Source organism: Brevundimonas sp. (assembly GCF_036659295.1).
Lineage (GTDB): Bacteria > Pseudomonadota > Alphaproteobacteria > Caulobacterales > Caulobacteraceae > Brevundimonas.
The window spans coordinates 1-21,455 of the sequence record NZ_JAVXCU010000026.1; the positions used below are offsets into that span (position 1 = coordinate 1).

Below are 21,455 nucleotides of genomic sequence, written 5' to 3' on the forward strand. Positions count from 1 at the left end.
ATCATGGTTCCTATCGGGACTATCTGATCGGCTTCATCGCCTCGGTTGTGCTGACGGCTATTCCGTTTGCACTGGTGATGACGGGCGTTCTGCCGGTTCAGGCCACGGCCATCATCATTGTGGCCTTTGCGGCCATCCAGATGGTGGTGCACATGGTCTATTTCCTGCACATGAACTCCAAGTCGGAAGGTGGCTGGAACATGCTGGCCCTGATCTTCACGCTGATTATCGTGGTGATCGCGGTGGCCGGCTCGATCTGGGTCATGTGGCACCTGAACACCAATATGATGCCGGTCCACACCATGCAGGGTATGGGCTGAGGATCATGACATGACGGAAGGCTCACGCATCCCGTCCGCGCAATTAGAAGGCGGTCATCCGAAAGGTGGCCGCCTTTGGCGCATTATGGTTGTGACGGTCTTCCTGTTTCTGTTTGCCGGCTTCATGGGGCTGGGCATCTGGCAGGTACAGCGTCTGGCGTGGAAAACCGCCCTGATCGAGCGGGTCGACAACCGCATCCATGCGGCCCCTGTCGAGGCTCCGGCCCCCGATGTCACCATCACGCGTGACGATCACGAATATCTGCGCGTAAAGGCTTCGGGCCGTTTCCGGCACGATCTTGAAACGCCTGTAAAGGCCGTCAGCGATCTGGGACCGGGCTGGTGGATCATGACACCGCTGGAAACCGATCGGGGCTTTACGGTGCTGGTCAATCGCGGCTTTGTACCTGCGGATATGAAGTCCCCGGACACCCGCCCCAAGGCCCCCGAACAGGTGACCGTAACGGGCTTGCTGCGCCTTGACGAAGGCCATAGCGGTTTCATGCGCGACAATGATCCGGCCGGGAACAACTGGTATGCCCGCGAGGTCAAAGCGATTTTGGCTGCACGCGGGGTGAGCGGCGATGTCGTATCCTATTTCATCGACGCCCAGCCTGACGCAAACAGCGCCCCCGATGCCTTCCCGCGTGCGGGGCTGACGGTTGTGCGTTTTGCCAACAGCCATCTGGTTTATGCCCTGACGTGGTTTGGCCTTGCAGCGGGTAGCCTGTTCGGCATGGTACTGGTTCTGCGCGAGCGCCGTCGACACGGACGCAGCGCGTAAGAAAGCAGGCCGGAGAAATGAAAAAAGGATCGCTGTTTGACCTGCTGACAGGTCAGGCCGACGAAAACACCCTTGCCCCCGGTGCGGCTGGGCGGCGCAATATGCTGCTGCTGATCCAGCTGCGCTGGTTCGCCGTGGTGGGACAGGCGCTGACCATTGCCGTTGTGCATTGGGGGTTCGGCATTGCCCTGCCGCTGGGCTGGCTGTTGCTGGCGCCGCTGGCACTGGTGATCCTCAATCTGGTCAGCCTGCCTCTGGTCTTGCGCCGTCGCTCGGTGTCGGACGGCGAGATTTTCATCTCCCTGTGCAGTGATGCTGCGGCACTGGCATGGCTGCTGTATTTCAGCGGCGGGGCCACCAACCCGTTCTCGGCCCTGTTTGTGATGCAGATCGTGCTGGCGGCAGTCCTGCTCAAGCGTCGCTATGTGTGGACCTTTGTGCTGGGGACCAGCGCGGTTCTGGCCTTTCTGACCCTGTTTCACCGGCCCATGCCATTGCCGGACGGAGCCGATGCCCGACTGGGGCTGTTGGCTCAGGGCTCGCTGATTAATTTCATTCTGATCGCGGTGCTGCTGGCGGCCTTTGCCAGCCGCACCATCCGCAACGTACAGGCCCGCGATGCATGGCTGGCCGAAACGCGCCAGCAGGCGGCCGAGCACGAACATATTGTGCGTATGGGGCTGCTGGCCTCGGGCGCCGCGCACGAACTGGGAACGCCTCTGGCTTCGCTCAGCGTGATCCTTGGCGACTGGAAACACGACAAGACCATCCGTGCCGACAGCGAGCTTCTGGCCGATGTCGAACAGATGCAGGCCGAGGTCGAGCGCTGTAAAACCATCGTCACCAATATTCTGATGGCGGCCGGTGCGGCGCGCGGAGAGTCGCCGGTTATCCGCCGCCTGTCCGACTTCCTGCACGAGGTGGTGGACGAATGGCGCGAACGTGTGGGTCATGATTTCAACATCCATTTGCATGGCCCGTCGCCGCTCAATCCGTCCATTATTGCCGATCCAGCCCTGAAACAGGTGTTGAGCGCCCTGATGGATAATGCCGCAGAGGCCGGTGCGTCAGAGGTGGTACTGGATGCTGTCGCCGATCAGGAAGTCCTGATCCTGACCTGCACCGATAACGGACCGGGTATGCCCGAGGACATTCTGAAACATCTGGGTCAGCCCTATCAGTCCACCAAGGGCAAGGCCGGATCGGGTCTGGGTCTTTTCCTGCTGGTCAATGTCATGCGGACACTGGGCGGCGAGGTGCAGGCCCAGAACCTGAAACAGGGTGGCACACAGATCAGGTTACGCTTGCCCAGAGAGGCCTTGGCACCGAAATGACAGACATGCCCGATGCGTCCCCCACGCTGCTGATCGTCGAGGATGACGAATCCTTTGCCCGCACTCTGCGCCGTTCGTTCGAGCGACGGGGCTATCAGGTCATGTCGGCGCGCTCCCCTGAAGACATGGCCTTGGTGCTGGACCATCACCGTCCGCAATATGCTGTGGTGGACCTGAAGCTGGGCACCTCGTCGGGCCTGACCTGCGTGCAGACCCTGCATGCATTCGATCCCGACATGATCATTGTGGTGCTGACCGGTTTTGCCAGCATTGCTACGGCGGTCGAGGCGATCAAGCTGGGGGCGCGGCACTATCTGGCCAAGCCTGCGGGCACCGATGAAATCGAGGCGGCCTTCCACAAGGGCGACGGTGATCCCGACGCGCAGATCACGGCGCGTCCGACCTCCATCAAGACGCTGGAGTGGGAGCGCATCCACGAGACTTTGGCGGAAACGGATTTCAATATTTCCGAGGCCGCACGGCGTCTGGGCATGCACAGACGCACGCTGGCGCGAAAACTGGAAAAACGCCGCGTCACCTGAGCGGCGTCTCCTGATCAGGCAACCATTGGTTGACAAAGGTCGCGGCCCATCCCAAGACCAAGGTCTCACCAGGGGGGTCCCGCAAGGGGCTGAGATTCTGCTAGGCCGCAAGCCAGCGCAGTGACCCTATGAACCTGATCCAGTTCACACTGGCGTAGGGACGGTGCGGTTGCCTTTGCGCGTCACCCTTGCGGGTGGAATCCGTCTGGCCACCATTCCCCTTACCCTTCGTGCTGGGTCTCCAACGCCTTCGGGCAAGGAGCCTGACATGTCTGCTACCCCTAAACTCACCGTCACGACGGGACCGCTTCCGGCGTCCGAAAAAGTGTTCAAGGCGGGGGTGATCCACCCGCATATCCGCGTGCCGATGCGCGAAATCTCGGTGCACCCCACCGCCAACGAGCCGCCGGTCACTGTCTATGATGCCTCCGGTCCCTATTCGGACCCCGGCGTAGAGATTGCCATTGAACGCGGCCTGCCACGTCTTCGCACAAGCTGGATCGAAGCGCGTGGCGACAGCGAGCTTTATGAAGGCCGCGAGGTACAGCCCGCCGATAACGGCTTTGTCTCGCCGGAAAAAATGACGCCGGAGTTTCCGGTCAAGAACACGCCGCGCCGTGCCACAGGCGGCAAGGCGGTCAGCCAGTTGGCCTATGCCCGCGCCGGTATCATCACGCCGGAAATGGAGTTCGTGGCGATCCGCGAAAACCTTGGCCGCCAGCAGGCGCACGAGGCACTGGTCCGTGACGGCGAAAGCTTTGGCGCGTCGGTACCCGACTATGTGACACCGGAGTTTGTGCGCGACGAGATCGCCCGTGGCCGCGCCATCATCCCCGCCAATATCAACCACCCTGAACTTGAGCCGATGGCCATCGGCCGCAACTTCCTGGTCAAGATCAACGCCAATATCGGCAACTCGGCGGTTACCTCGACCATGGCCGAGGAGGTCGAGAAACTGGTCTGGTCCACCCGTTGGGGTGCAGACACGGTGATGGACCTGTCCACCGGACGCAACATCCACAATATCCGCGAATGGATCATCCGTAACGCGGCGGTGCCGATCGGTACGGTGCCGCTGTATCAGGCGCTGGAAAAGGTCAACGGCATCGCCGAGGACCTGACGTGGGAGGTGTTCCGCGACACCCTGATCGAACAGGCCGAGCAGGGCGTGGACTATTTCACCATCCATGCGGGGGTGCGTCTCAAATATATCCACCTGACCGCCAACCGCGTCACCGGCATTGTTTCGCGCGGTGGCTCGATCATGGCCAAGTGGTGCCTGCATCATCACCGCGAGAGCTTCCTCTACGAGCATTTCGAGGAAATCTGCGAGATCATGCGTGCCTATGACGTGTCGTTCTCGCTGGGCGATGGCCTGCGCCCCGGCTCGATTGCCGACGCCAATGATGCGGCCCAGTTCGCCGAGTTGGAAACACTGGGCGAACTGACGCAAGTGGCGTGGAAGCACGACTGTCAGGTGATGATCGAAGGGCCGGGCCATGTGCCCATGCACAAGATCAAGGAGAACATGGACAAGCAGTTGGAGGTTTGCGGCGAAGCCCCCTTCTATACGCTTGGCCCACTGACGACCGACATCGCGCCGGGCTATGACCACATCACCTCGGGCATCGGCGCGGCCATGATCGGCTGGTTCGGTACGGCCATGCTTTGCTATGTGACGCCCAAGGAACACTTAGGTCTGCCCGACCGCGACGATGTGAAGGTGGGGGTCATCACCTACAAGATCGCTGCCCACGCCGCCGACCTTGCCAAGGGCCACCCTGCGGCCAAGGTGCGTGATGATGCCCTGTCGCGCGCCCGTTTCGAGTTCCGCTGGGAGGACCAGTTCAACCTGTCGCTGGACCCGGAAACGGCCCGTTCCTATCACGACCAGACCCTGCCCAAGGAAGCGCACAAGGTGGCGCATTTCTGTTCGATGTGCGGGCCGAAATTCTGCTCGATGAAGATCAGCCACGACATCCGCGATTCCGCCAGGGCCAAGGACGGTATGGCCGAGATGTCAGCCAAGTACCGTGACGGTGGCGATCTCTACATGGCGGTGAAAGAACCTGCCTAAGGCCCAAACCTAAGGCCTGACTTGGTTGCGGCGGCCCTGTCGCGTATAGGGTCGCCGTAACCTTTCTGCCTTTTGCCGAGCCTGATGAAACATCCCGCCCACAGACTGTCCGTTGCCCCGATGATGGACTGGACCGACCGCCACTGCCGTGCGTTCCACCGCACCCTGTCGCGCCGGACCCTGCTCTATACCGAGATGGTGACGGCGCCGGCTGTGCTGCATGGCGATCAGGACTATCTGCTGGGCTTCTCGGATGCAGAACATCCGATCTCGCTGCAACTGGGCGGCTCTGACCCGAAACAGCTGGCTGAAGCTGCCAAGGTGGGCGAGCGTTACGGCTATGACGAGATCAATTTGAACGTTGGCTGCCCGTCCGACCGCGTTCAGTCGGGTCGCTTCGGGGCCTGCCTGATGAAGGAGCCGGAACTGGTGGCCGAGTGCATGGCCGCCATCAAGGAAGCCGTCTCGGTACCCGCCACCGTCAAATGCCGTATCGGCGTGGACGATCAGGATCCGTTCGAGAGCCTGTTCGCCACGGTCGATGCCTGTGCCGCCGTGGGCATTACCGACTTTACCGTCCATGCCCGCAAGGCGTGGTTGAAGGGTCTGTCGCCCAAGGAAAACCGCGACATTCCTCCGCTGGACTATGATCTGGTCAAGCGCCTCAAAAAAGAGCGCCCGCATCTGACCATCGGCATCAATGGCGGCATTGCCTCGCTGGAACAGGCGCTGGAACTGCTGCAACCCTATGACGGGGTGGCGCTGGATGGCGTGATGATTGGCCGCGCGGCCTATCACGAGCCGTCGCTGCTGGGGCAGGCCGACCGCCTGATCTATGAAGACGATACCACTGACACCGACATCTTTGATGCACTAGAGTCCTATAAGCCCTATATCGCTGGTCAGTTGGAGCGGGGGCTCAATCTGGCCGGTATCACGCGCCATCTGCTGGGCTCCATGCATGGTCGCCCCGGCGCGCGGGCCTTCCGCCGTATCTTGACGGTCGAGGGCGTAAAGGCGGGCGCAGGTGTGGAAGTGCTGGAGCGCGCTATCGACGCCGTGCGCGAAGCCGAAGCGCGATTCCAGCAGGACGCTGATCAGAACGAAGACGCGGCGTGAGCGGCGTACCGGTTTCCGAACTAGTGATGATGCTGGTGGCCCTTGTGGGGGCCGGAGCCGTTGCGGGTGTGATCGGGGGCCTGTTCGGTGTGGGCGGTGGCACGGTTCTGGTGCCCGCCCTGTTTTATGCGTTTTCCGTGCTGGGTGTTGGCGGCGAGAGCAATCTGCACGTCGCCATCGGCACCAGCCTTCTGACTATTGTCGCAACCTCTCTGCGTTCTCTGGCCACACATCGCCAGCATGGTGCTGTCGATGAGGTGGTCCTGAAAACATGGACGCCGTGGGTGGCGTTTGGCGGTCTGGTCGGAGCGTTCATTGCCGGTGGTTCGCCCATGTCGGCACTGGCGATTGTTTACGGTTTCTGCCTGTTGTTCATCGCCGCCCAGATGGGCTTGTTGCCAGAGCGGGTGACGATCCGCAAAGACCTGCCGACCGGGTGGGGCAGACGGATCACGGCCAGCATCATCGGTACGCTCAGCGCCATGATGGGGGTTGGCGGCGGCAGTTTTGGCGGCATGGTCATGACCCTGTGCGGGCGTCCGATCCATCAGGCTGTGGCGACCTCTTCGGGTTTTGGTCTGGCCATCGGGGCGGCCGCTTCGTTCGGTTATGTCATTTTCGGTCTGGGCAAGACGGGGGTTCCGCCCCTGACACTGGGCTATGTCAATGTTCCGGCGGCCATCATTATGGGTTTGCTGACGGCATGGACAGCGCCCTATGGCGCACGTCTGGCGCACCGGCTGGACCGTAAAATGCTGCGCCGCGCCTTTGCTGTCTATCTGTTGGTGACGGCGGCGCTGGTGGTCATAAAAGCGCTGGTTTGAGCGCGTTTTGCGTAGAATTACGCAGCGAACGGCTAAGTTTTGTAAACCCTTGTAGGGCTAAAAGCGGCACAATTAACATTGTGCTTACCGAGTACCCCCTGTGTTTCAAAATCTGTCCGTTCCCAAGAAATTGGTTCTGTCCTATGCGGCGATTATAGCCGCCTGTGGTTCGGCAACCCTGCTGGTATTGTTCTCCGTTCTGGCCATTCAGCGGGCAGACCATCAGGAAGCGACAACACAGGGTTTGCTCGCGGCGGTGAGCGAGATTGAATCCGCGATCCTGAACCAGCAGCTCAGCATGCGGGGCTATGTGGCCTCTCTGAACCCCGAGTTCAAAAAGAGCTTTGACGAATATGCTGTGGCCTATACGGGCGCATTGACCGACCTGGCCGCTGCGGACAGCGATAGTGCCTTCCTCGAAGAGCAAAAAGGCTTTGCCCAAGCCGGTGAGGCCTTTACCGCCGAAGCCCGCCAGATGATGGCCGAGGCCGAAGATCCCGCGCTTCACGCCGCCGTCGTCGCCAGCGTGGCCGAAAAGGGCCGCATCAGCGGCGTGCGTCAGGTAGGGCAAGGTGTCGTCAAGCGTCTGGATGCCATGCATACGGCCAGTCTTGCAGCGCGCAACAAGGCGTTCACCCACGTCTATATCGCATTTGTCGTTGGCGGCCTGCTGGCTCTGGCGATCGCCATGACGGCGGCTCTGTGGCTGATTGCGGTCTTGTCCAAACCGGTTGTGGACATGACCCGTGCTATGGACCGTCTGGCACATGGTGATCTGGATGTGGTGGTTCCTGCGGTCGGTCGTCGCGACGAGATCGGGGCCATGGCCGATGCGGTTGTGACCTTCCGTGAGCAGGGCATCGAGAACAAGCGCCTGGCCGAGGATGCGGCCATGGCCCGTCGTATGGCCGACGAAGAGCGCGAGCGTAACGAGGCTGAAAAAGCCAAGTCGGACGCCGAGGATGCTGTGGCGATCGGTGCCTTGGCCGTGGGCCTGACCGCACTGGCCAATGGCGATCTGACGCACCGGATTACTGCCGAGTTCAACGAGCAGGCGCAGGGGCTGAAGGGCGACTTCAACCGTGCTGCCGAAAAACTGGAATCGGCTGTGGCCGTGATTATGGATCGTGCCGCCGCTATCGGTGCCGCCGCCCAGCAGATCAGCGAAGCCTCGGACGACCTGTCGCGCCGAACCGAACAACAGGCCGCTTCGCTGGAAGAAACCGCTGCGGCGGTCGAGGAGATCACAGCCACGGTCGCCCGCTCGGCTGACGGGGCCCACGAGGCGGGCACCATGGTACGCCTGTCGCACGATCAGGCGACGGACGGCCAGCAGGTGGTGAACCGTGCTGTTGCCGCTATGGACCAGATCGAGGCCTCGTCGCGCAAGATCGGAGACATCATCGGTGTGATCGACGAAATCGCTTTCCAGACCAACCTTCTGGCTTTGAACGCCGGTGTTGAAGCGGCCCGCGCGGGTGATGCCGGTCGCGGCTTTGCCGTGGTGGCCTCCGAGGTACGCGCACTGGCCCAGCGTTCAGCAGATGCGGCCAAGGAAATCAAAACCCTGATCTCGGCATCGGGCCAGCAGGTGGGGCAGGGGGTTACTCTGGTCAACCAGACTGGCGAGGCGTTGCAGCGTATTGCCGACCAAATCGGACGCCTGACCCATATTGTGGTCGAGATCGAAGGTTCCTCCAAGGAACAGGCGACGGGTCTGGCCGAGGTCAATATGGCGGTAAGCCAGATGGATCAGGTCACCCAGCAGAATGCGGCCATGGTCGAGGAATCGACTGCGGCCAGCCGCTCTCTGGCTCAGGATGCGGTCGAACTGGATCGCCTGATGCGCCAGTTTGAAATCAGCCGCCAGCGTTTGCTGGATATGGCCGCTGCCGCCTGACCGGCCAGTCGCCCATGAAAAAAGCCCCCGTCCGTAAGGTCGGGGGCTTTTTCTGTTTTGGGCGGGGTATCAGGCCGCCTGACTGACCAGAAGGGCATCCAGTGCGGGGACCAGATCGGCGATGATGTCGTCCTCGTGTTCCAGCCCTACAGAGACGCGGATCAGGCCGTCGGTGATACCGGCTGTGACGCGGGCCTCCGGTGTCATGGCGGCGTGGGTCATGGTGGCCGGATGGGCGATCAGGCTTTCGACACCGCCCAGCGATTCCGCCAGAGTGAAGATGTCGACATGGTTGATGATGGTGCAGACCGCATCGGTCCCGCCCACCACTTCAAAGCTGAGCATGGCCCCGAAGCCGCGCTGCTGGCGGGCTGCAAGCTCATGGCCGGCATGCGATTTCAGACCCGGATAGTGGACGGCGGCAACGGCGGGGTGGGCTTCCAGAATGGCGGCAAGCTTGGTGGCTGTGGCCTGCTGGCGTTCGATACGGGCAAACAGGGTCCGTAGGCCGCGCAGCGTCTGATAGGCATCAAACGGCGAGCCGGTAATGCCTAGGCAGTTTGCCCACCATGCCAGTTCCTGATGCACCTCGGTATCGGCGGAAATCACCGCGCCGCCGACGACGTCCGAATGGCCATTGATGTATTTGGTGGTCGAGTGGACGACGATGTCTGCGCCCAGAGCCAGCGGGTTTTGCAGGGCGGGCGACAGGAAGGTGTTGTCGGCGACCACCTTGGCCCCGACCGCATGGGCGCGGCGGCTGATATCGGCGATGTCGCTGACACGCAAAAGCGGGTTGGACGGGGTTTCGACCAGAACCAGCTTGGCCCCGTCGGTAAGGGCTGCATCCAGGGCGGCCCCGTCATTCTGGTCAACAAAGGCGACGCGGAAATGACCCTTGCGGGCGCGGGCCGACAGCAGGCGGTGCGTGCCGCCATAACAGTCATGCGGCGCAATCAGCAGATCATCCGGCGACAGCAGGCTGAGCGGCAGGTCAACGGCGGCCATGCCGGTGGCGGTGATGACGGCCCCTGCGCCGCCTTCCAGTTCGGCAAGGGTTTCGGCCAGCACATCGCGGGTGGGGTTGCCCGAGCGTGAATAGTCGTACTGGCGCTTCTGGTCGAAGCCCGCGAACGAGTAGTTGGACGACAGATATAGCGGCGGCATGACCGAGCCGTGCGCCGTGTCCGTATCGACGCCGTGACGGGCGGCAATGGTGCGGGGATCGGCGGTACGGGCGCGGGTCATTGGTCTACGTCCTTCAGAACTGAGGTCAGGATATCGCCCACGAACTTGTCTTCCTTCAGGAAGGCGTCGTGGCCGTAAAGGGAATCGGCTTGTACGAACCGCCAAAGGTTCGGCAGGCGCGCGGCCAGCTCCTTCATGTCCTCGATGGGACACAGACGGTCGCTGTTAAAGCCGATCAGGGTGACGGGGGCGGTGATGGCCTCCGGCTCGACGCGGTGACGGTCGATGGAATCCGACAAGGTCAGCCAGCGTTGCGGCGTGGTGCGGTCGCGATAGGCCTTGCCGCGCGACTTCAGATAGTCGCACACCGGATAGGCCTGTCCCGCATGGCTGGGGGCTTCGTTATCGAAGCGGGCGTCGAATTCTTCGGGGGTGCGATAGGTGGTCATGGCCAGTTCGCGGGCCAGACCGATGGCCTGATCCACACGTCCGGTTTCCAGACCCAGTTCCAGAATGCGGCGCTGGATACCGCGCCATGCCGTCGCCAGCGGGTGCGGGCGGTGGGCGGCAGACACGACCACCAGTTGTTGGGCCCAGTCGGGATAGATCTCACCAAAGGCCAGCGCGATCATGCCGCCATAGGAACAGCCGATAAAGGCGGCGACCTTTTCCACGCCGAGATGGTCCAGCAACAGCGCCAGAAGGCGGGCATGGTCCTGGGTGGTGATGGTCAGGGGGGATTGGGGCTGGCTGATGCCTTCGCCAAATTCAGGTGCGAAATCAAAGGCTAGAACGCGATAACGGGTTAGGTCGATCGGGGCGCGAACGCCGACAGCTCCCGACCACCAGCCCAGACCCTTGGTTTCGGTGCGGTGGACATAACGGTCGGCGGAAATGCCGCCTGCCACCACAACCAATGGCGCATTGGGCTTGCCATGCAGGCGGCCTACGACCTGTTTCTGGGTCAGCTTGCCGCCGAAATCGAGTTCGAAATCGTCAGGGATCGGAACATAGACGTCGTGAGCACCCTCGCGTTGCAGCAGGGCCGACGGGCGGCGTGCGGACGCAGGACGACACGAAGGGTCGGCAGCGGTTTCGTCGGTCTGGATCAGGGCCAAGGTCATGGGTCTCGTCACGCAATCAAAAGTTCCGGCTCATTCCCGAAACCCGTGCAGTGACAGACCTGTGGCGCGTCGCCTTACCGACGCTCCACCCATCTCTCGCGGTCCCTTTCAGAACCCCGCAGGAGTTGGCACCGTTTCGGGCGGAACCCGATGGTTGCCCCAGCGTCAAAGGGCCTAATCCCTCGGCTGGTCTTGATGAGTGAAACCAAACTGATGTTTGCAGGAGCGCGGGTCAAGTGGAAAATTTCACCTCATTTGAAGGGTGATCAGCGTTCGCGCGACGAATATGATCCCCTGAAGCGTCTTTTTGAAAAATTATTCGAATAAGGGGTTGACGCGATGCAGCATCGTCGCTCACCCTAAGGCCAACTTGAACAAACCCTGGATGTACGCCGTGATGCAACGCATCGACAGCACTGAACTGATCCTCGTCGCCGCAACGGCGATGGGCTTCGGCACGTCCATGACCACCATTATCACTACCGGTACCACCACCATGCCCACCAGGGCGGGGACAGGTTGACGCGCGCCAAATCAGGCGAAAAGCAAGAAACCCGATCACCCCGCCCGGTCACCCGAGGCGGGTTTTTTTATGTCCCGATCCTAACCTCCACCCTCTCCACGCACTCCCCGACCACAGGAAAAACCCATGTCCGCCTCTCTCGCCCTCGTCGCAGAAAACCAGAAACCGCAAGTCCAGCTCGATGCCGAGGTTGTGGTGTTGAAGTTTGGCTCCTCGGTGCTGAAAAGCCCTGCCGATGCGCCTGCCGTGGCCAGCGAGATCTACAGCCATGTGCGCCGTGGCCGCAAAGTGGTGGCCGTGGTTTCGGCACTTGCCGGCGAGACGGACAAACTGCTGTCGGAAGCGCGCCTGCTGGGTCTGGATCACGACAACGAACTGCTGCCGGCCTATGTGGTTCTGGGCGAGGAGCGTGCAGCGGCTCTGGTGGCGATTGCCTGTGATCGTGTGGGGCTGGATGCTGTGGGTCTGTCGGTGCAGCAACTGGGGATTTCGGCCGAGGGGCCGTTGCAACATGCCCGTCCTGTGGCATTGAAAAACAACAAGCTGCGTGAAGCTCTGGCGCAACACGAAGTGGTTGTGGTGCCGGGCTTTGGGGCTGTGCGTGACTGTGGCCGTGTGGCGCTTCTGGGCCGTGGCGGTTCGGACCTGTCGGCGGTGGTTCTGGCCGCCGAACTGGGTCTGGACAAGGTGCGTCTGGTGAAGGACGTGGACGGTCTTTACGACCGCGATCCGGCCTGTGCATCGGGTACGCCGCAGCGTTATCGCCGTGCCAGCTGGGAGACGGCGCGCCAGCTTGGCGGCGCACTGGTCCAGCATGACGCCATCGATCTGGCGCAGGCCCGCGATGTTTCCATCGAGGTGGCCGCTCTGGGCCGCGCCGAGGGCACGGTGGTCGGCCATCACAATGCGCCTCCGGGACCGGTCGGTGCCGAGGCTCCGCTCAAGGTTGTTGTCGCAGGTTGCGGTGTTGTGGGCGGTGGCCTGCTGAGCCGCCTTCTGTGGGATAACGGTTTTGAAGTGGTCGGTGTTCTGGTGCGCGATCCGTTCAAGCGCCGCGATGTCGATGCCCCGCACGAACTGTTCAGCAATGATGTCGATGCCCTGCTGGCCAAGAAACCCGATCTGGTGATCGAGGCCCTGTCCGAAGGCGAGGCCGGTCACGACCTGATCCGCCGCGCTCTGGCACAGGGCGTGGATGTGGTCAGCGCCAACAAACAGGCCGTGGCCCTCGATCCGGCAGGTCTGCAACAACTGGCGGCGGAAAATGGTGCGCGTGTCGCATGGTCGGCCTCGGTCGGTGGCGGCTCGCCGATGATCGAGACGCTGCGTGCGGCTCGCGCTGCAGGTCCGGTGGCCGGTTTCGAGGCCGTTCTGAACGGTACGGTCAACTTCATGCTGCAACGTCTGGGTGAAGGTGCCGACTTTGCCGATGCTCTGGCCGATGCCCGCGCCGCAGGCTTTGCCGAGGAAGATCCGTCGTCCGATCTGGAAGGCCGCGATGCCGCCGCCAAGGTCAAGCTTCTGTCCTATGAAGCCTTTGGCAAGGTGCCAAGCGATGTGCCGTGCGATGCCCTGTCGGCGCAGACCGAGGTGGGCGCGTCGCCGGTGCGCCAGATCGGTGCCTGTTTTGACAAGGCGGGTGATCTGGACGCCTCGGTGCGTCTGAACGATGCGCTTGAAGATGCCCTGTTCCAGTCCTTGAACGGCGAGCGTAATGCGCTCAAAGTCTTTGGTGCTGACGGTCGTGTCTGGGCCTGCAAGGGACGTGGCGCGGGACGCTGGGCTACCACGGAAAGCGTGCTGGCCGATGTCGCCGATATCGTACGGGCACGACGCGCAGCGGTAGAGCTGGTTTAAGACTAAATGGCTGTTTTTACGCCCGTATTGGAGGTCGAGGCCAAGGCTTTTCTGAAAGCCTGGCCTGTGTCGGAGGTGATTGAATTCACGCCGATTGCAGAAGGTGTTCAGAACACGAACTATCGTGTTCGCACACGCGATGCGGCCTATGTCCTGACCCTTTTCGAAGGGGCGGAAGAGCAGAAGGGTTTGCCCTTCTGTCTGGGCCTGATGCAGCATCTTGGTGCCAAGGGTTTTGCCACGCCTTCGCCAGTTTCCGATCTGGACGGACGACTGTCGGGCGAGCTGAAAGGTCGTCCGGCGGCGCTGGTGGAATGGGCGGCGGGCGCGTGGCGCAAAGCCCCGACATTGGCCGACCAGTATCTGGCAGGGCGCACGCTGGCCGAACTGCATCTGGCAGGACGGGACTATACGGGCCGACGTGACAATCCGGTTGGCCCTGCACGCTGGCGCGAATTGGCTGCTCGTAGTGCCGAGCGTGCGACGGGCGAGGATCGCCAAATGCTGGACCAGATCGAGCGTTTAATGCCCGATCTGGCACGGTTGTTCGATCCGGCGCTTTTGCCGCAAGGGGCCATCCATGCCGATTACTTCCCCGATAACGTGCTGTTTGACGCGGATCGCATCGGTGGTGTGATCGACTTCTATTTCGGTTGTAACGGTGCGCTGGCCTATGATCTGGCCATTGCCTTGTCGGCATGGGATTTTGATACCGAGGGCAGGGCTGATCCCGAGGCGATCAGGGCCTTCCGTCAGGGCTATGAAGCGGTTCGCCCGTTGACGGATCTGGAGCAAACCCTGCTGCCCGAACTGGGCATGGCCGCAGCGGTCCGCTTTACGCTGACGCGCCTGCATGACCGCCTGTTCCACGATCCGGCCCATTTCGTCACCCCGAAAGATCCGGCTCCGTTCTGGCGGCGCATGGACTGGTGGCGCACACCGGCTCTGGCTTGAGACCCACCTGATCCATTCCCGCAACTGAAGCTGGACCATAAGGCCTGACCCCCATACTGATAGAGTGCGTATGGGGTTAAGGCATGTTGTTCAAAGAAAAGATGTTTCTGGCCAATTGCGATCCGGTGCGCCGGTTATCGCCGCTGGAGCTGGAAAAGCGCTTCACCATGTCGATCGCCCTGTCCAAAGGCGCGATCCTGACGCCGAACCTGCTGCTGGATAATGCGGGCATGGCTTCGATGCTGGAAAACAGCATGCTGAAGCTGTGGTAGGGCAGCAAGGAAGGGCGCGGTGGACTGGTTATCCGTGTGCCGGGCCAGATGGCGCCGGATTCTCTGGAAGACTATTTCGACAACCTGCCGGACCACCATTTCCTGACCCGTTTCCAGTCCAGCAAAGGCGATCTGTCGCAACTGGATCTGGCGCAGTTCAAATCGGACTTGCGCGGTATCGACCGCACACTGAAGCGTCTCAAGCCAGTCTATAGTCCGGTCAGCCTGCATGCACGCGCCCTGACCGATGCCATTCTGGCTTCGCCCGAATTCGCGCAATGGAAACAGGCGCGCCCCGAGCTGTGCCTGTCGGAATTGGAGGTCATGGCTCCCGATCTGATGTCGCGCTCATTGTGGTATCGCGCCAGCGAGCAACAACTGGGCGAGCAGGCTGCGGGTTTCAAAATGGAGGTGATCGACGCCTGTTATAACGGCCTGTTCGTCGCTTCGAGCGAGGCCTTTGTCATGGACCGGATACCGGTTCTAGGTCAGGTTCCAGCCGCCTTGCTCCATCTGGGCGTGGGGGCTGCGGCCCTGAGTGAACAGCGCAAATGGTTCGAATATGCGCTAAAGGGCTTTGATCTGGTGACGGCCTTTGGAACCGGACAACTGGTCGAGTTCTTGACTGATGAAGCGGCCAGTTTCGTCGAGGACAAACTTCAGGACACCTCGTTCAAATGGGCCACACGCAAGAACTGGTTTGGCCTCTATCCGAGGCTGACCCAATCCATGGGGATCGAAATCCGATGATTGTTTACGAGAACCCGTGGTTTCATGTGGTGAAGGAAGGCAACTTCCACATCATCAAGGAAAACACCAAGGGCGAGGGCGCGGTGGTCCTGCCTGTGGTGGGCGATAGGTTGCTGCTGCTGGAAATGCGCAGACCGTCACAGAATATGGAGCTGACGCTGGAAATACCGCGCGGCTTTGGCGATGTGGGCGAGAATGCGGTGACCTGTGCCCGCCGCGAACTGCGTGAAGAGACGGGCTATGATCTGCCGCTCGACGCTTTCCAGCCGATTGGCCATGTGCGGGCCAATACGGGGATTTTGCGCTCTCGCGTGGCGGTGTTTGCGGTGCAGATTTCGGTCGATATGGCGCGGATGCCGCCCGATGACGAGGCGGAAGGGATGCGGTTGGTGCCGTTGTCCGATCTGCCCGCCCTGATTGCGGACGGACAGATCGAGGACGGTTTTACCCTGTCGGCCCTGATGTTTTATAAGGCGGTTAGGCGCTGAACCCGCTGACGGTTTCCAGCACCGAAGCATAGTCGTTATCGACCACGCTGAGGCGTTCAGGCTGGTCACCGAGAGCGGCGATCACGGGGGCCGGTTCAGGCGTGATCCCTAGAACGCTTTCGACATAGCCGCCGAACTTGGATGGGTGAGCGGTGGATAGCGCCACGACCGGTGCGCCGTTGCGGTCCATCTTGCGCGCGGCATGAAGCGCGACGGCAGTGTGCGGGCACACGATACGACCCCAGGCCTTATAGGCGTGACGGATTTCTTCGGCGGTGGTGGCTTCATCCACCGAGACAGCCGAGGTTTCCTTGCGCAGAGACGCCAGCAAACTGTCGGGCAGGGTGACCGTGCCGTTCTTGGCAAAATCCTCGAACAACTGGCGGGTCAGGTCGATATCGCGGCCACTGGCCTCGAACACCAGGCGCTCGAAATTCGACGGGGCCTGAACATCCATAGAGACGCTCGCACTCTCGACGGCGGTGCGGCGGTCATAAACGCCGTCATTGATGGCGCGGGCGAGGGCATCGTTCTGGTTGACGGCAGCGGTCATGCCCGCAAACGGCAGGCCCATCTTCTTGGCCGCAATACCGGCAAAGGCATCACCGAAATTGCCGGTTGGCACCACAAAATGCGCGGCCTGACCCAGTTGGGCCGTGGCCGAGACATAATAGGGTATCTGGCCCGCCAGACGGCCCCAGTTGATCGAGTTCACCGAGGACAGACGGCCCTTTTCACGCAAGGATTCATCGCCCAGCAGCATCTTTACCAGACGCTGGCAGTCATCGAAATCACCACGCACGGCAAGGTTCAGCACGTTGTCGGCCTGAACTGTGGTCATCTGTTTGCGCTGGATTGGCGAGACGCGGTCCAGCGGGTGCAGAACGATCAGCTTGATGCGCTTGGCACCGGCAAAGGCGCGCACGGCGGCGGCCCCTGTATCGCCGCTGGTGGCGGTCAAAAGGGTCAGGGTTTCGCCCGATGCGGCCAGTGCCTCGTCGGACAAGGCGGCGACCAATGGCATGGCAAGGTCTTTGAACGCAGCAGTCGGGCCACGGAACAGTTCCAGCACGAACAGGCCCGCTTCCAGTTCCACCAGAGGTGTCACCAGCGGGTGGTCGAAGCCATCAACCAGACGTTTGAGGGCGCGTTCAACCGCACCAGCAGGTAGCGCAGCACCGATATAGGGTGTCAGGACATCGCGGCCGATCTCGGCATAGGTGCGTCCCTTTTGGGTAATGTCCGCGGGCATGGTGGCCCATGCGGCGGGCATATACAGGCCACCATCGGGGGCGATGCCGCGCAGCAGGGCGTCGGCGAAGTTTTCATCGGCGGCGTGGCCGCGGGTCGAAACGTATCGGTCGGCGGATGCAGTCATAATGCTGCATTCCTAGACTTCGTAACGAGGCGCGTCATGGAAAATGTTGCGTCGCGGAATGAAAATTCCCGCATTTGACGCAAGAAGATGCCCATTGCGGGCAAGGTGTGGATTTCGGGTCGCGAAACGTTCATGTGTGGCGGATGCGTCGTCGCTCGTTTCTTTTGAATGCTGCCGGTCTGGCGGCGGTTATTGCTGGTGGTTTGTGGCTGAAGGACAATGTCCTGTGGCGCAAACCCCAGTTGGTATTCGAGGCGCAAAGCCCCTGGATTGCGCTGGAACAACCGGCCGCCTCCCTGCCGGTGATCCGCCTGAGGGTGTTGGGTCAGCCGGTGCTGGCCCTGATCGACAGCGGGGCGCAATATTCGGTGATCGACAAGGCACTGGCCGAGCGTCTGACGCAGGCGGGCCATATCGGCAAGACCTTCGACATGCCCATGATCGCCTATGGCGTGGGGGGGCAGGCACAGGTCGGGCGCGGCACCACCCTGTCACTGGATATGGACGGTGTGACGGTGCCGTCTCTGCGCACGGCCATTCTGGACCTTGGTCCTCTGGCCCGCGATGCAGACGGGCCGGGTGTGGAACTGATTATCGGGCGCGACCTGTTGCGCGAGGCGGTGGTTGAGCTGGACTTGCCGCGCCGTCGTGTGCGTTTTCTGGACCCGCAAAACTGGCAGGCCGATCTGGATATGCGCGTTGTCGCCACCAAGCCTGTGGGCGACGCTTTGGGTGTCGAGGTCAGTGTCGAGGGGGCTGTGGTATCGGCGGTGCTGGATACAGGGGCATCATCGCTGTTGTCGCTAAGCGAAGCGACCGCACGCGAGGCCGGTATTCTGGATGGTCGCGCCGAGGAGGCTGGTCAAAGTCTGGTTCTGGGCGGGGTGGCCAAGGCCCGCTGGGTCGAGGTTTCGACCCTGACCTTTGGTGACGAGATGCGCCGCAATGAACGGGTGGCCGTATTTGGTGATTCACCCTTGCCCAACTACCCCGACGCCTTGTTGGGCATCGGGGCGTTCAGAGGGCGCAAACTGGCGCTTGATCTGGGGCGGATGGCCCTGTTTGTCGAAGGCCAACTGGACCTGACGATCAGCTAGAGCCTACAGGCCCGCAAAGGTGTTGCAGGTATTGGGATCGCCCGTCTGATAGCCGCGTTGCAGCCACTGCATGCGCTGTTCGGACGAACCGTGGGTAAAGCTTTCAGGCGAGACGCGGCCACCGCCACGGCTTTGCAGGGCATCGTCACCAATGGCGGCGGCGGTCTTCATGCCTTCCATCAGGTCGGTATCGGTGACGGTCACCTCGCCATCGGAAACGAGGGCGGCATTATGCGCCCAGACACCGGCATAGCAGTCGGCCTGTAGTTCAAGCGCAACCGAATAGCGGTTGCCGTCGGCGCGGCTGCGGGCGTTTTGCTGGGCGCGCTGGACCTGATCGGTGGCACCGGTCAGGCGCTGGATGTGGTGGCCATATTCATGGGCAATCACATAGGCCTTGGCGAAATCGGCACCGGAACCACCAAGGTTTTGCAGGTCGCGCCAGAAGCCGAGATCCAGATAGACCTTCTGGTCGGCGGGACAATAGAACGGCCCCATAGCCGACTGACCCATGCCACAGGCGGTCTGGGTGCCTTGTTCGTAAAGCACGGTTACGGGCGGGGTGTAGCCCTGAAGTTTCTGGGTCCAGACGTCGTTGATATTGGCCCCGATCACATCGACGAACAGGCCGGCATCGTCGGCAGGGGTGCCGGGGCGACCTTCGGTCTGGCCCGCATTGCCCAGTTGTCCGCCGAGCTGGCCGGCAATCTGCTGGCTGGTTTGGGGATCAACACCGAAGACAAAATAGAGAATGCCCGCGATCACCAGACCGCCGATACCGACGCCGCCCGCTGCGGCACCGCCGCCCATGCCGCGACGATCTTCGATGCCGCCACCGCGACGTCCACCTTGCCACTTCATCAGCCGAGCCCTCTGGTTTGTTCAGCGATCCGGACTATTCCACATTACGCCCGAAGCCAAAAGAGACGAGCTGTAAACGGACGTAAGCGTGGCCTTAATCTAGCGCCCAGACCCGCGAGCGTTTGACCTCGTTGTCTTCCAGTTCGCGCGTGGTCGGCACCGTGTATTCGGCAAGGAAGGTCAGGCCCGATTTGGGGAAATGGTTGCGACCCGGATCGCCGACCAGAACCCGCGTGCCATTAGCGCGTGCCGCCTTCAGCCAGCGCAGCACAGACATAGCCATGTCGCGATCATAAAAGACATCGCCCGCACAGATCAGGTCCGCCTGTGGCGGCGGGCTGTCCAGCAGGTTGGTATCGGTGAAATCGAGCGTCACAGCATTGGCGCGGGCATTCACCCTGACCGCCGCCTCGCAGAAAGGATCGATATCGGCCGCTAGCACGCTGCTGGCGCCTCGCAGCGCGGCGGCGATGCCGACCAGGCCCGAGCCGGTGGCCAGATCGACAACCGACTTGCCTGCGCATTCGTGCGGATTGTCCAACAGCCAGCGGGCCAGAGCCTGACCACCCGCCCACGCAAAGGCCCAGAAGGGCGGTGGCAGGCCCATTTCACCCAGTTCTTCTTCGGTCAGACGCCAGATGGGGGTGATCTCGTCTGCCAGATACAGCGAGATTTCCGGCGTGTGCGACACTGGCTGAAGGCGGGTATTGTCGAGGATGAAAGCCTCGGGATCGTCGATGCGCGGCACTTATTCCAACTCTCGCGCGCCCTCGATGACAGCCTGATAGACCAGAGCGCGATCCGGCCCCTGTATCACATGCAGCAGCACCCATGTGGCCCCTTTTCGTGCCACACGCACCCGCATCTGGTCGTTGAATACGCCATCGGCAAAACCGGCGGGCGCGACATTGCCGTCATTGAGGATCAGCGAGCCCATGCGTGATCCGCAGGCCGAGATACCGGCGCAGCGAAACACGGTTTCATAGCCCGCATTGCGAAGGAGGTTTTCGTAATGGCGATCGACATCGGCAGCCGGAACCAGCGGGCGGATCACATAGTCGCTATGGGTGATGGCCCCCTGCAATTTTATGATGTTTGCCGCTTCGTCCGAGCGGGTGTTGAGGGCGGCAACAGGGACGATAATCTCGGCATTATCGCGCGACTGATAGGCGCGGATGCGGGCATTTGCGAAACGCGGCAAATCCCTGACATCGCGTGATCCGGCAATGTCGGGATCATAGGGTGACGCAGCCGCCGCCAATAGAGGGGCGGGGGCGGCAAGACCGGCGGCAAAAATCAGGGACAGACAGGCAAGGCGGCGCGATTTCATGCGCGGCACATTGCCATGGATTGGCGTAATCGCAAGCGGGATCAAAGGCTTAAATATGTAATATGGTCATGACATTTTGTAAGGTTGACATTACATGTTGTGGGTGTCAGGTTTTCCTTACATTGCAGGAGGAACAGCCATGAGTATGGTCGAGATTTTACCCGATGCCCGCTATCGTCGCGGCACCTTCATCGCTATGGCCGGTTATGTGGTGACCCTGATGGCGGCTGTCTATCTGACAGATCGCCAGATGGTTTCGGGGCCGCTGCTGTATCTGCTCGCGACCTTGCCGGGGGTGGCGATCATTGGCCAGTTATGGGTGACGCTGCGGTATCTGCGTGATGCCGACGAGTTCGTGCGGACGCTGCTGGCCAAACGCCTGATTGTGTCCTGTCTGGCAACCTTTGGCATCATGACGGTCTGGGGCTTTCTCGAAACCTTTGCCGGTGTGCCGCATCTGGCCGCGTGGTGGGGATACTGTCTGATGTGGTTCCTGCTGGGGGTTTCCAGCCTGTTTATCAGGGACAGTAAATGAAGAACCGGCTGAAATTGCTGCGGACGGAACGTGGCTGGACGCAGGAACAACTGGGCCAGCAACTGGGTGTCTCGAGACAGGCGGTTATCGCGATTGAAAGCGACAAGCACGATCCTTCGCTGGATCTGGCCTATCGCATCGCCGCCCTGTTCGCCCGCCCCGTCGAAGAGGTCTTCGACAATCCGCACATCTGAATAA

The 21,455-nt window shown here is 61.6% G+C and carries 23 protein-coding genes and 2 riboswitches; of the genes, 17 read left to right on the forward strand and 6 right to left on the reverse strand.

Features of this window, described 5'->3' with window-relative positions:
* The 8 genes from cyoD to RSB01_RS06775 form a co-directional block, all read left to right on the forward strand.
* Nucleotides 1-320 (forward strand): cytochrome o ubiquinol oxidase subunit IV (cyoD, locus tag RSB01_RS06740; RefSeq protein WP_332625215.1); only part of this gene is annotated, 320 nt, incomplete at its 5' end.
* 10 nt (nt 321-330) lie between these two features.
* A complete protein-coding gene (locus RSB01_RS06745) occupies nt 331-1,104 on the forward strand; it encodes an SURF1 family protein (protein WP_332591972.1) in 774 nt (257 codons plus the stop codon).
* A gap of 17 nt (nt 1,105-1,121) precedes the next feature.
* Nucleotides 1,122-2,438, forward strand: a complete 1,317-nt coding sequence (locus RSB01_RS06750; protein WP_332591971.1) for an ATP-binding protein — start codon at nt 1,122-1,124, stop codon at nt 2,436-2,438.
* Nucleotides 2,439-2,443: 5 nt separating this feature from the next.
* A complete protein-coding gene (locus tag RSB01_RS06755; protein ID WP_332620021.1) occupies nt 2,444-2,980 on the forward strand; it encodes a response regulator transcription factor in 537 nt (178 codons plus the stop codon).
* Nucleotides 2,981-3,040: 60 nt separating this feature from the next.
* Nucleotides 3,041-3,159, forward strand: a riboswitch (TPP riboswitch).
* A gap of 89 nt (nt 3,160-3,248) precedes the next feature.
* Nucleotides 3,249-5,057: a phosphomethylpyrimidine synthase ThiC gene (gene thiC / locus RSB01_RS06760; protein WP_332591022.1), complete on the forward strand. Its 1,809-nt coding sequence runs from the start codon at nt 3,249-3,251 to the stop codon at nt 5,055-5,057.
* 84 nt (nt 5,058-5,141) lie between these two features.
* On the forward strand, nt 5,142-6,176 hold the full coding sequence (gene dusA, locus RSB01_RS06765; RefSeq protein ID WP_332591023.1) for a tRNA dihydrouridine(20/20a) synthase DusA: 1,035 nt from the start codon (nt 5,142-5,144) through the stop codon (nt 6,174-6,176).
* Nucleotides 6,173-7,000 carry a sulfite exporter TauE/SafE family protein gene (locus tag RSB01_RS06770; protein ID WP_332591024.1) on the forward strand — a complete coding sequence of 276 codons (828 nt, stop codon included), beginning with the start codon at nt 6,173-6,175 and terminating at the stop codon, nt 6,998-7,000. Before dusA ends, RSB01_RS06770 begins: the two co-directional genes overlap by 4 nt.
* A gap of 100 nt (nt 7,001-7,100) precedes the next feature.
* Nucleotides 7,101-8,900 carry a methyl-accepting chemotaxis protein gene (locus RSB01_RS06775; RefSeq protein WP_332591025.1) on the forward strand — a complete coding sequence of 600 codons (1,800 nt, stop codon included), beginning with the start codon at nt 7,101-7,103 and terminating at the stop codon, nt 8,898-8,900.
* 69 nt (nt 8,901-8,969) lie between these two features.
* Here RSB01_RS06775 and metB read toward each other — a convergent pair whose 3' ends face one another.
* Both metB and RSB01_RS06785 read right to left on the reverse strand, forming a co-directional pair.
* Nucleotides 8,970-10,148 carry a cystathionine gamma-synthase gene (gene metB / locus RSB01_RS06780; protein ID WP_332591026.1) on the reverse strand — a complete coding sequence of 393 codons (1,179 nt, stop codon included), beginning with the start codon at nt 10,146-10,148 and terminating at the stop codon, nt 8,970-8,972.
* Nucleotides 10,145-11,212, reverse strand: coding sequence for a homoserine O-succinyltransferase (locus RSB01_RS06785; protein ID WP_332591027.1), 1,068 nt, complete (start codon nt 11,210-11,212; stop codon nt 10,145-10,147). The genes metB and RSB01_RS06785 overlap by 4 nt, the downstream gene beginning before the upstream one ends.
* Before the next feature lie 86 nt (nt 11,213-11,298).
* Nucleotides 11,299-11,414: riboswitch (SAM riboswitch) on the reverse strand.
* A 192-nt stretch (nt 11,415-11,606) separates the two neighbouring features.
* On the opposite strand from RSB01_RS06785, the gene RSB01_RS06790 reads away from it, so the two are divergent.
* The 6 genes from RSB01_RS06790 (at nt 11,607) to RSB01_RS06815 (ending at nt 16,056) form a co-directional block, all read left to right on the forward strand.
* Nucleotides 11,607-11,735 carry a hypothetical protein gene (locus tag RSB01_RS06790; protein WP_332591028.1) on the forward strand — a complete coding sequence of 43 codons (129 nt, stop codon included), beginning with the start codon at nt 11,607-11,609 and terminating at the stop codon, nt 11,733-11,735.
* Between the two features lie 126 nt (nt 11,736-11,861).
* Nucleotides 11,862-13,592, forward strand: coding sequence for a homoserine dehydrogenase (locus RSB01_RS06795; RefSeq protein ID WP_332625218.1), 1,731 nt, complete (start codon nt 11,862-11,864; stop codon nt 13,590-13,592).
* 6 nt (nt 13,593-13,598) lie between these two features.
* Entirely contained in the window at nt 13,599-14,546 is a 948-nt protein-coding gene (locus RSB01_RS06800; protein WP_332590160.1) for a homoserine kinase, read from the forward strand.
* Between the two features lie 83 nt (nt 14,547-14,629).
* Entirely contained in the window at nt 14,630-14,818 is a 189-nt protein-coding gene (locus RSB01_RS06805; RefSeq protein WP_332590159.1) for a hypothetical protein, read from the forward strand.
* Nucleotides 14,819-14,854: 36 nt separating this feature from the next.
* A complete protein-coding gene (locus RSB01_RS06810; RefSeq protein WP_332625219.1) occupies nt 14,855-15,568 on the forward strand; it encodes a hypothetical protein in 714 nt (237 codons plus the stop codon).
* Nucleotides 15,565-16,056 (forward strand): NUDIX hydrolase, encoded by a 492-nt coding sequence (locus tag RSB01_RS06815; protein ID WP_332590157.1) that lies wholly within the window; start codon nt 15,565-15,567, stop codon nt 16,054-16,056. Before RSB01_RS06810 ends, RSB01_RS06815 begins: the two co-directional genes overlap by 4 nt.
* Here RSB01_RS06815 and thrC read toward each other — a convergent pair.
* Nucleotides 16,046-17,434, reverse strand: coding sequence for a threonine synthase (gene thrC / locus RSB01_RS06820; protein WP_332625221.1), 1,389 nt, complete (start codon nt 17,432-17,434; stop codon nt 16,046-16,048). The two genes, RSB01_RS06815 and thrC, sit on opposite strands and share 11 nt — an antisense overlap.
* Nucleotides 17,435-17,577: 143 nt before the next feature.
* Here thrC and RSB01_RS06825 point away from each other — a divergent pair, with 143 nt between their 5' ends.
* A complete protein-coding gene (locus RSB01_RS06825; RefSeq protein WP_332590155.1) occupies nt 17,578-18,531 on the forward strand; it encodes a pepsin/retropepsin-like aspartic protease family protein in 954 nt (317 codons plus the stop codon).
* A gap of 3 nt (nt 18,532-18,534) precedes the next feature.
* Here the strand turns inward: RSB01_RS06825 and RSB01_RS06830 are convergent, their stop codons facing one another.
* The 3 genes from RSB01_RS06830 to RSB01_RS06840 all read right to left on the reverse strand — a co-directional run bounded on the left by RSB01_RS06830 (nt 18,535) and on the right by RSB01_RS06840 (nt 20,722).
* Nucleotides 18,535-19,392 carry a neutral zinc metallopeptidase gene (locus tag RSB01_RS06830; protein WP_332590154.1) on the reverse strand — a complete coding sequence of 286 codons (858 nt, stop codon included), beginning with the start codon at nt 19,390-19,392 and terminating at the stop codon, nt 18,535-18,537.
* A 94-nt stretch (nt 19,393-19,486) separates the two neighbouring features.
* On the reverse strand, nt 19,487-20,140 hold the full coding sequence (locus RSB01_RS06835) for a methyltransferase (protein WP_332590153.1): 654 nt from the start codon (nt 20,138-20,140) through the stop codon (nt 19,487-19,489).
* Nucleotides 20,141-20,722 carry a DUF4892 domain-containing protein gene (locus RSB01_RS06840; protein WP_332590152.1) on the reverse strand — a complete coding sequence of 194 codons (582 nt, stop codon included), beginning with the start codon at nt 20,720-20,722 and terminating at the stop codon, nt 20,141-20,143.
* Between the two features lie 139 nt (nt 20,723-20,861).
* On the opposite strand from RSB01_RS06840, the gene RSB01_RS06845 reads away from it, so the two are divergent.
* Both RSB01_RS06845 and RSB01_RS06850 read left to right on the forward strand, forming a co-directional pair.
* The gene (locus RSB01_RS06845; RefSeq protein ID WP_332590151.1) at nt 20,862-21,257 is read left to right on the forward strand and encodes a hypothetical protein; all 396 of its coding nucleotides are present in this window, start codon (nt 20,862-20,864) and stop codon (nt 21,255-21,257) included.
* On the forward strand, nt 21,254-21,451 hold the full coding sequence (locus RSB01_RS06850; RefSeq protein ID WP_332590150.1) for a helix-turn-helix transcriptional regulator: 198 nt from the start codon (nt 21,254-21,256) through the stop codon (nt 21,449-21,451). Before RSB01_RS06845 ends, RSB01_RS06850 begins: the two co-directional genes overlap by 4 nt.
* Nucleotides 21,452-21,455 lie beyond the last annotated feature (4 nt).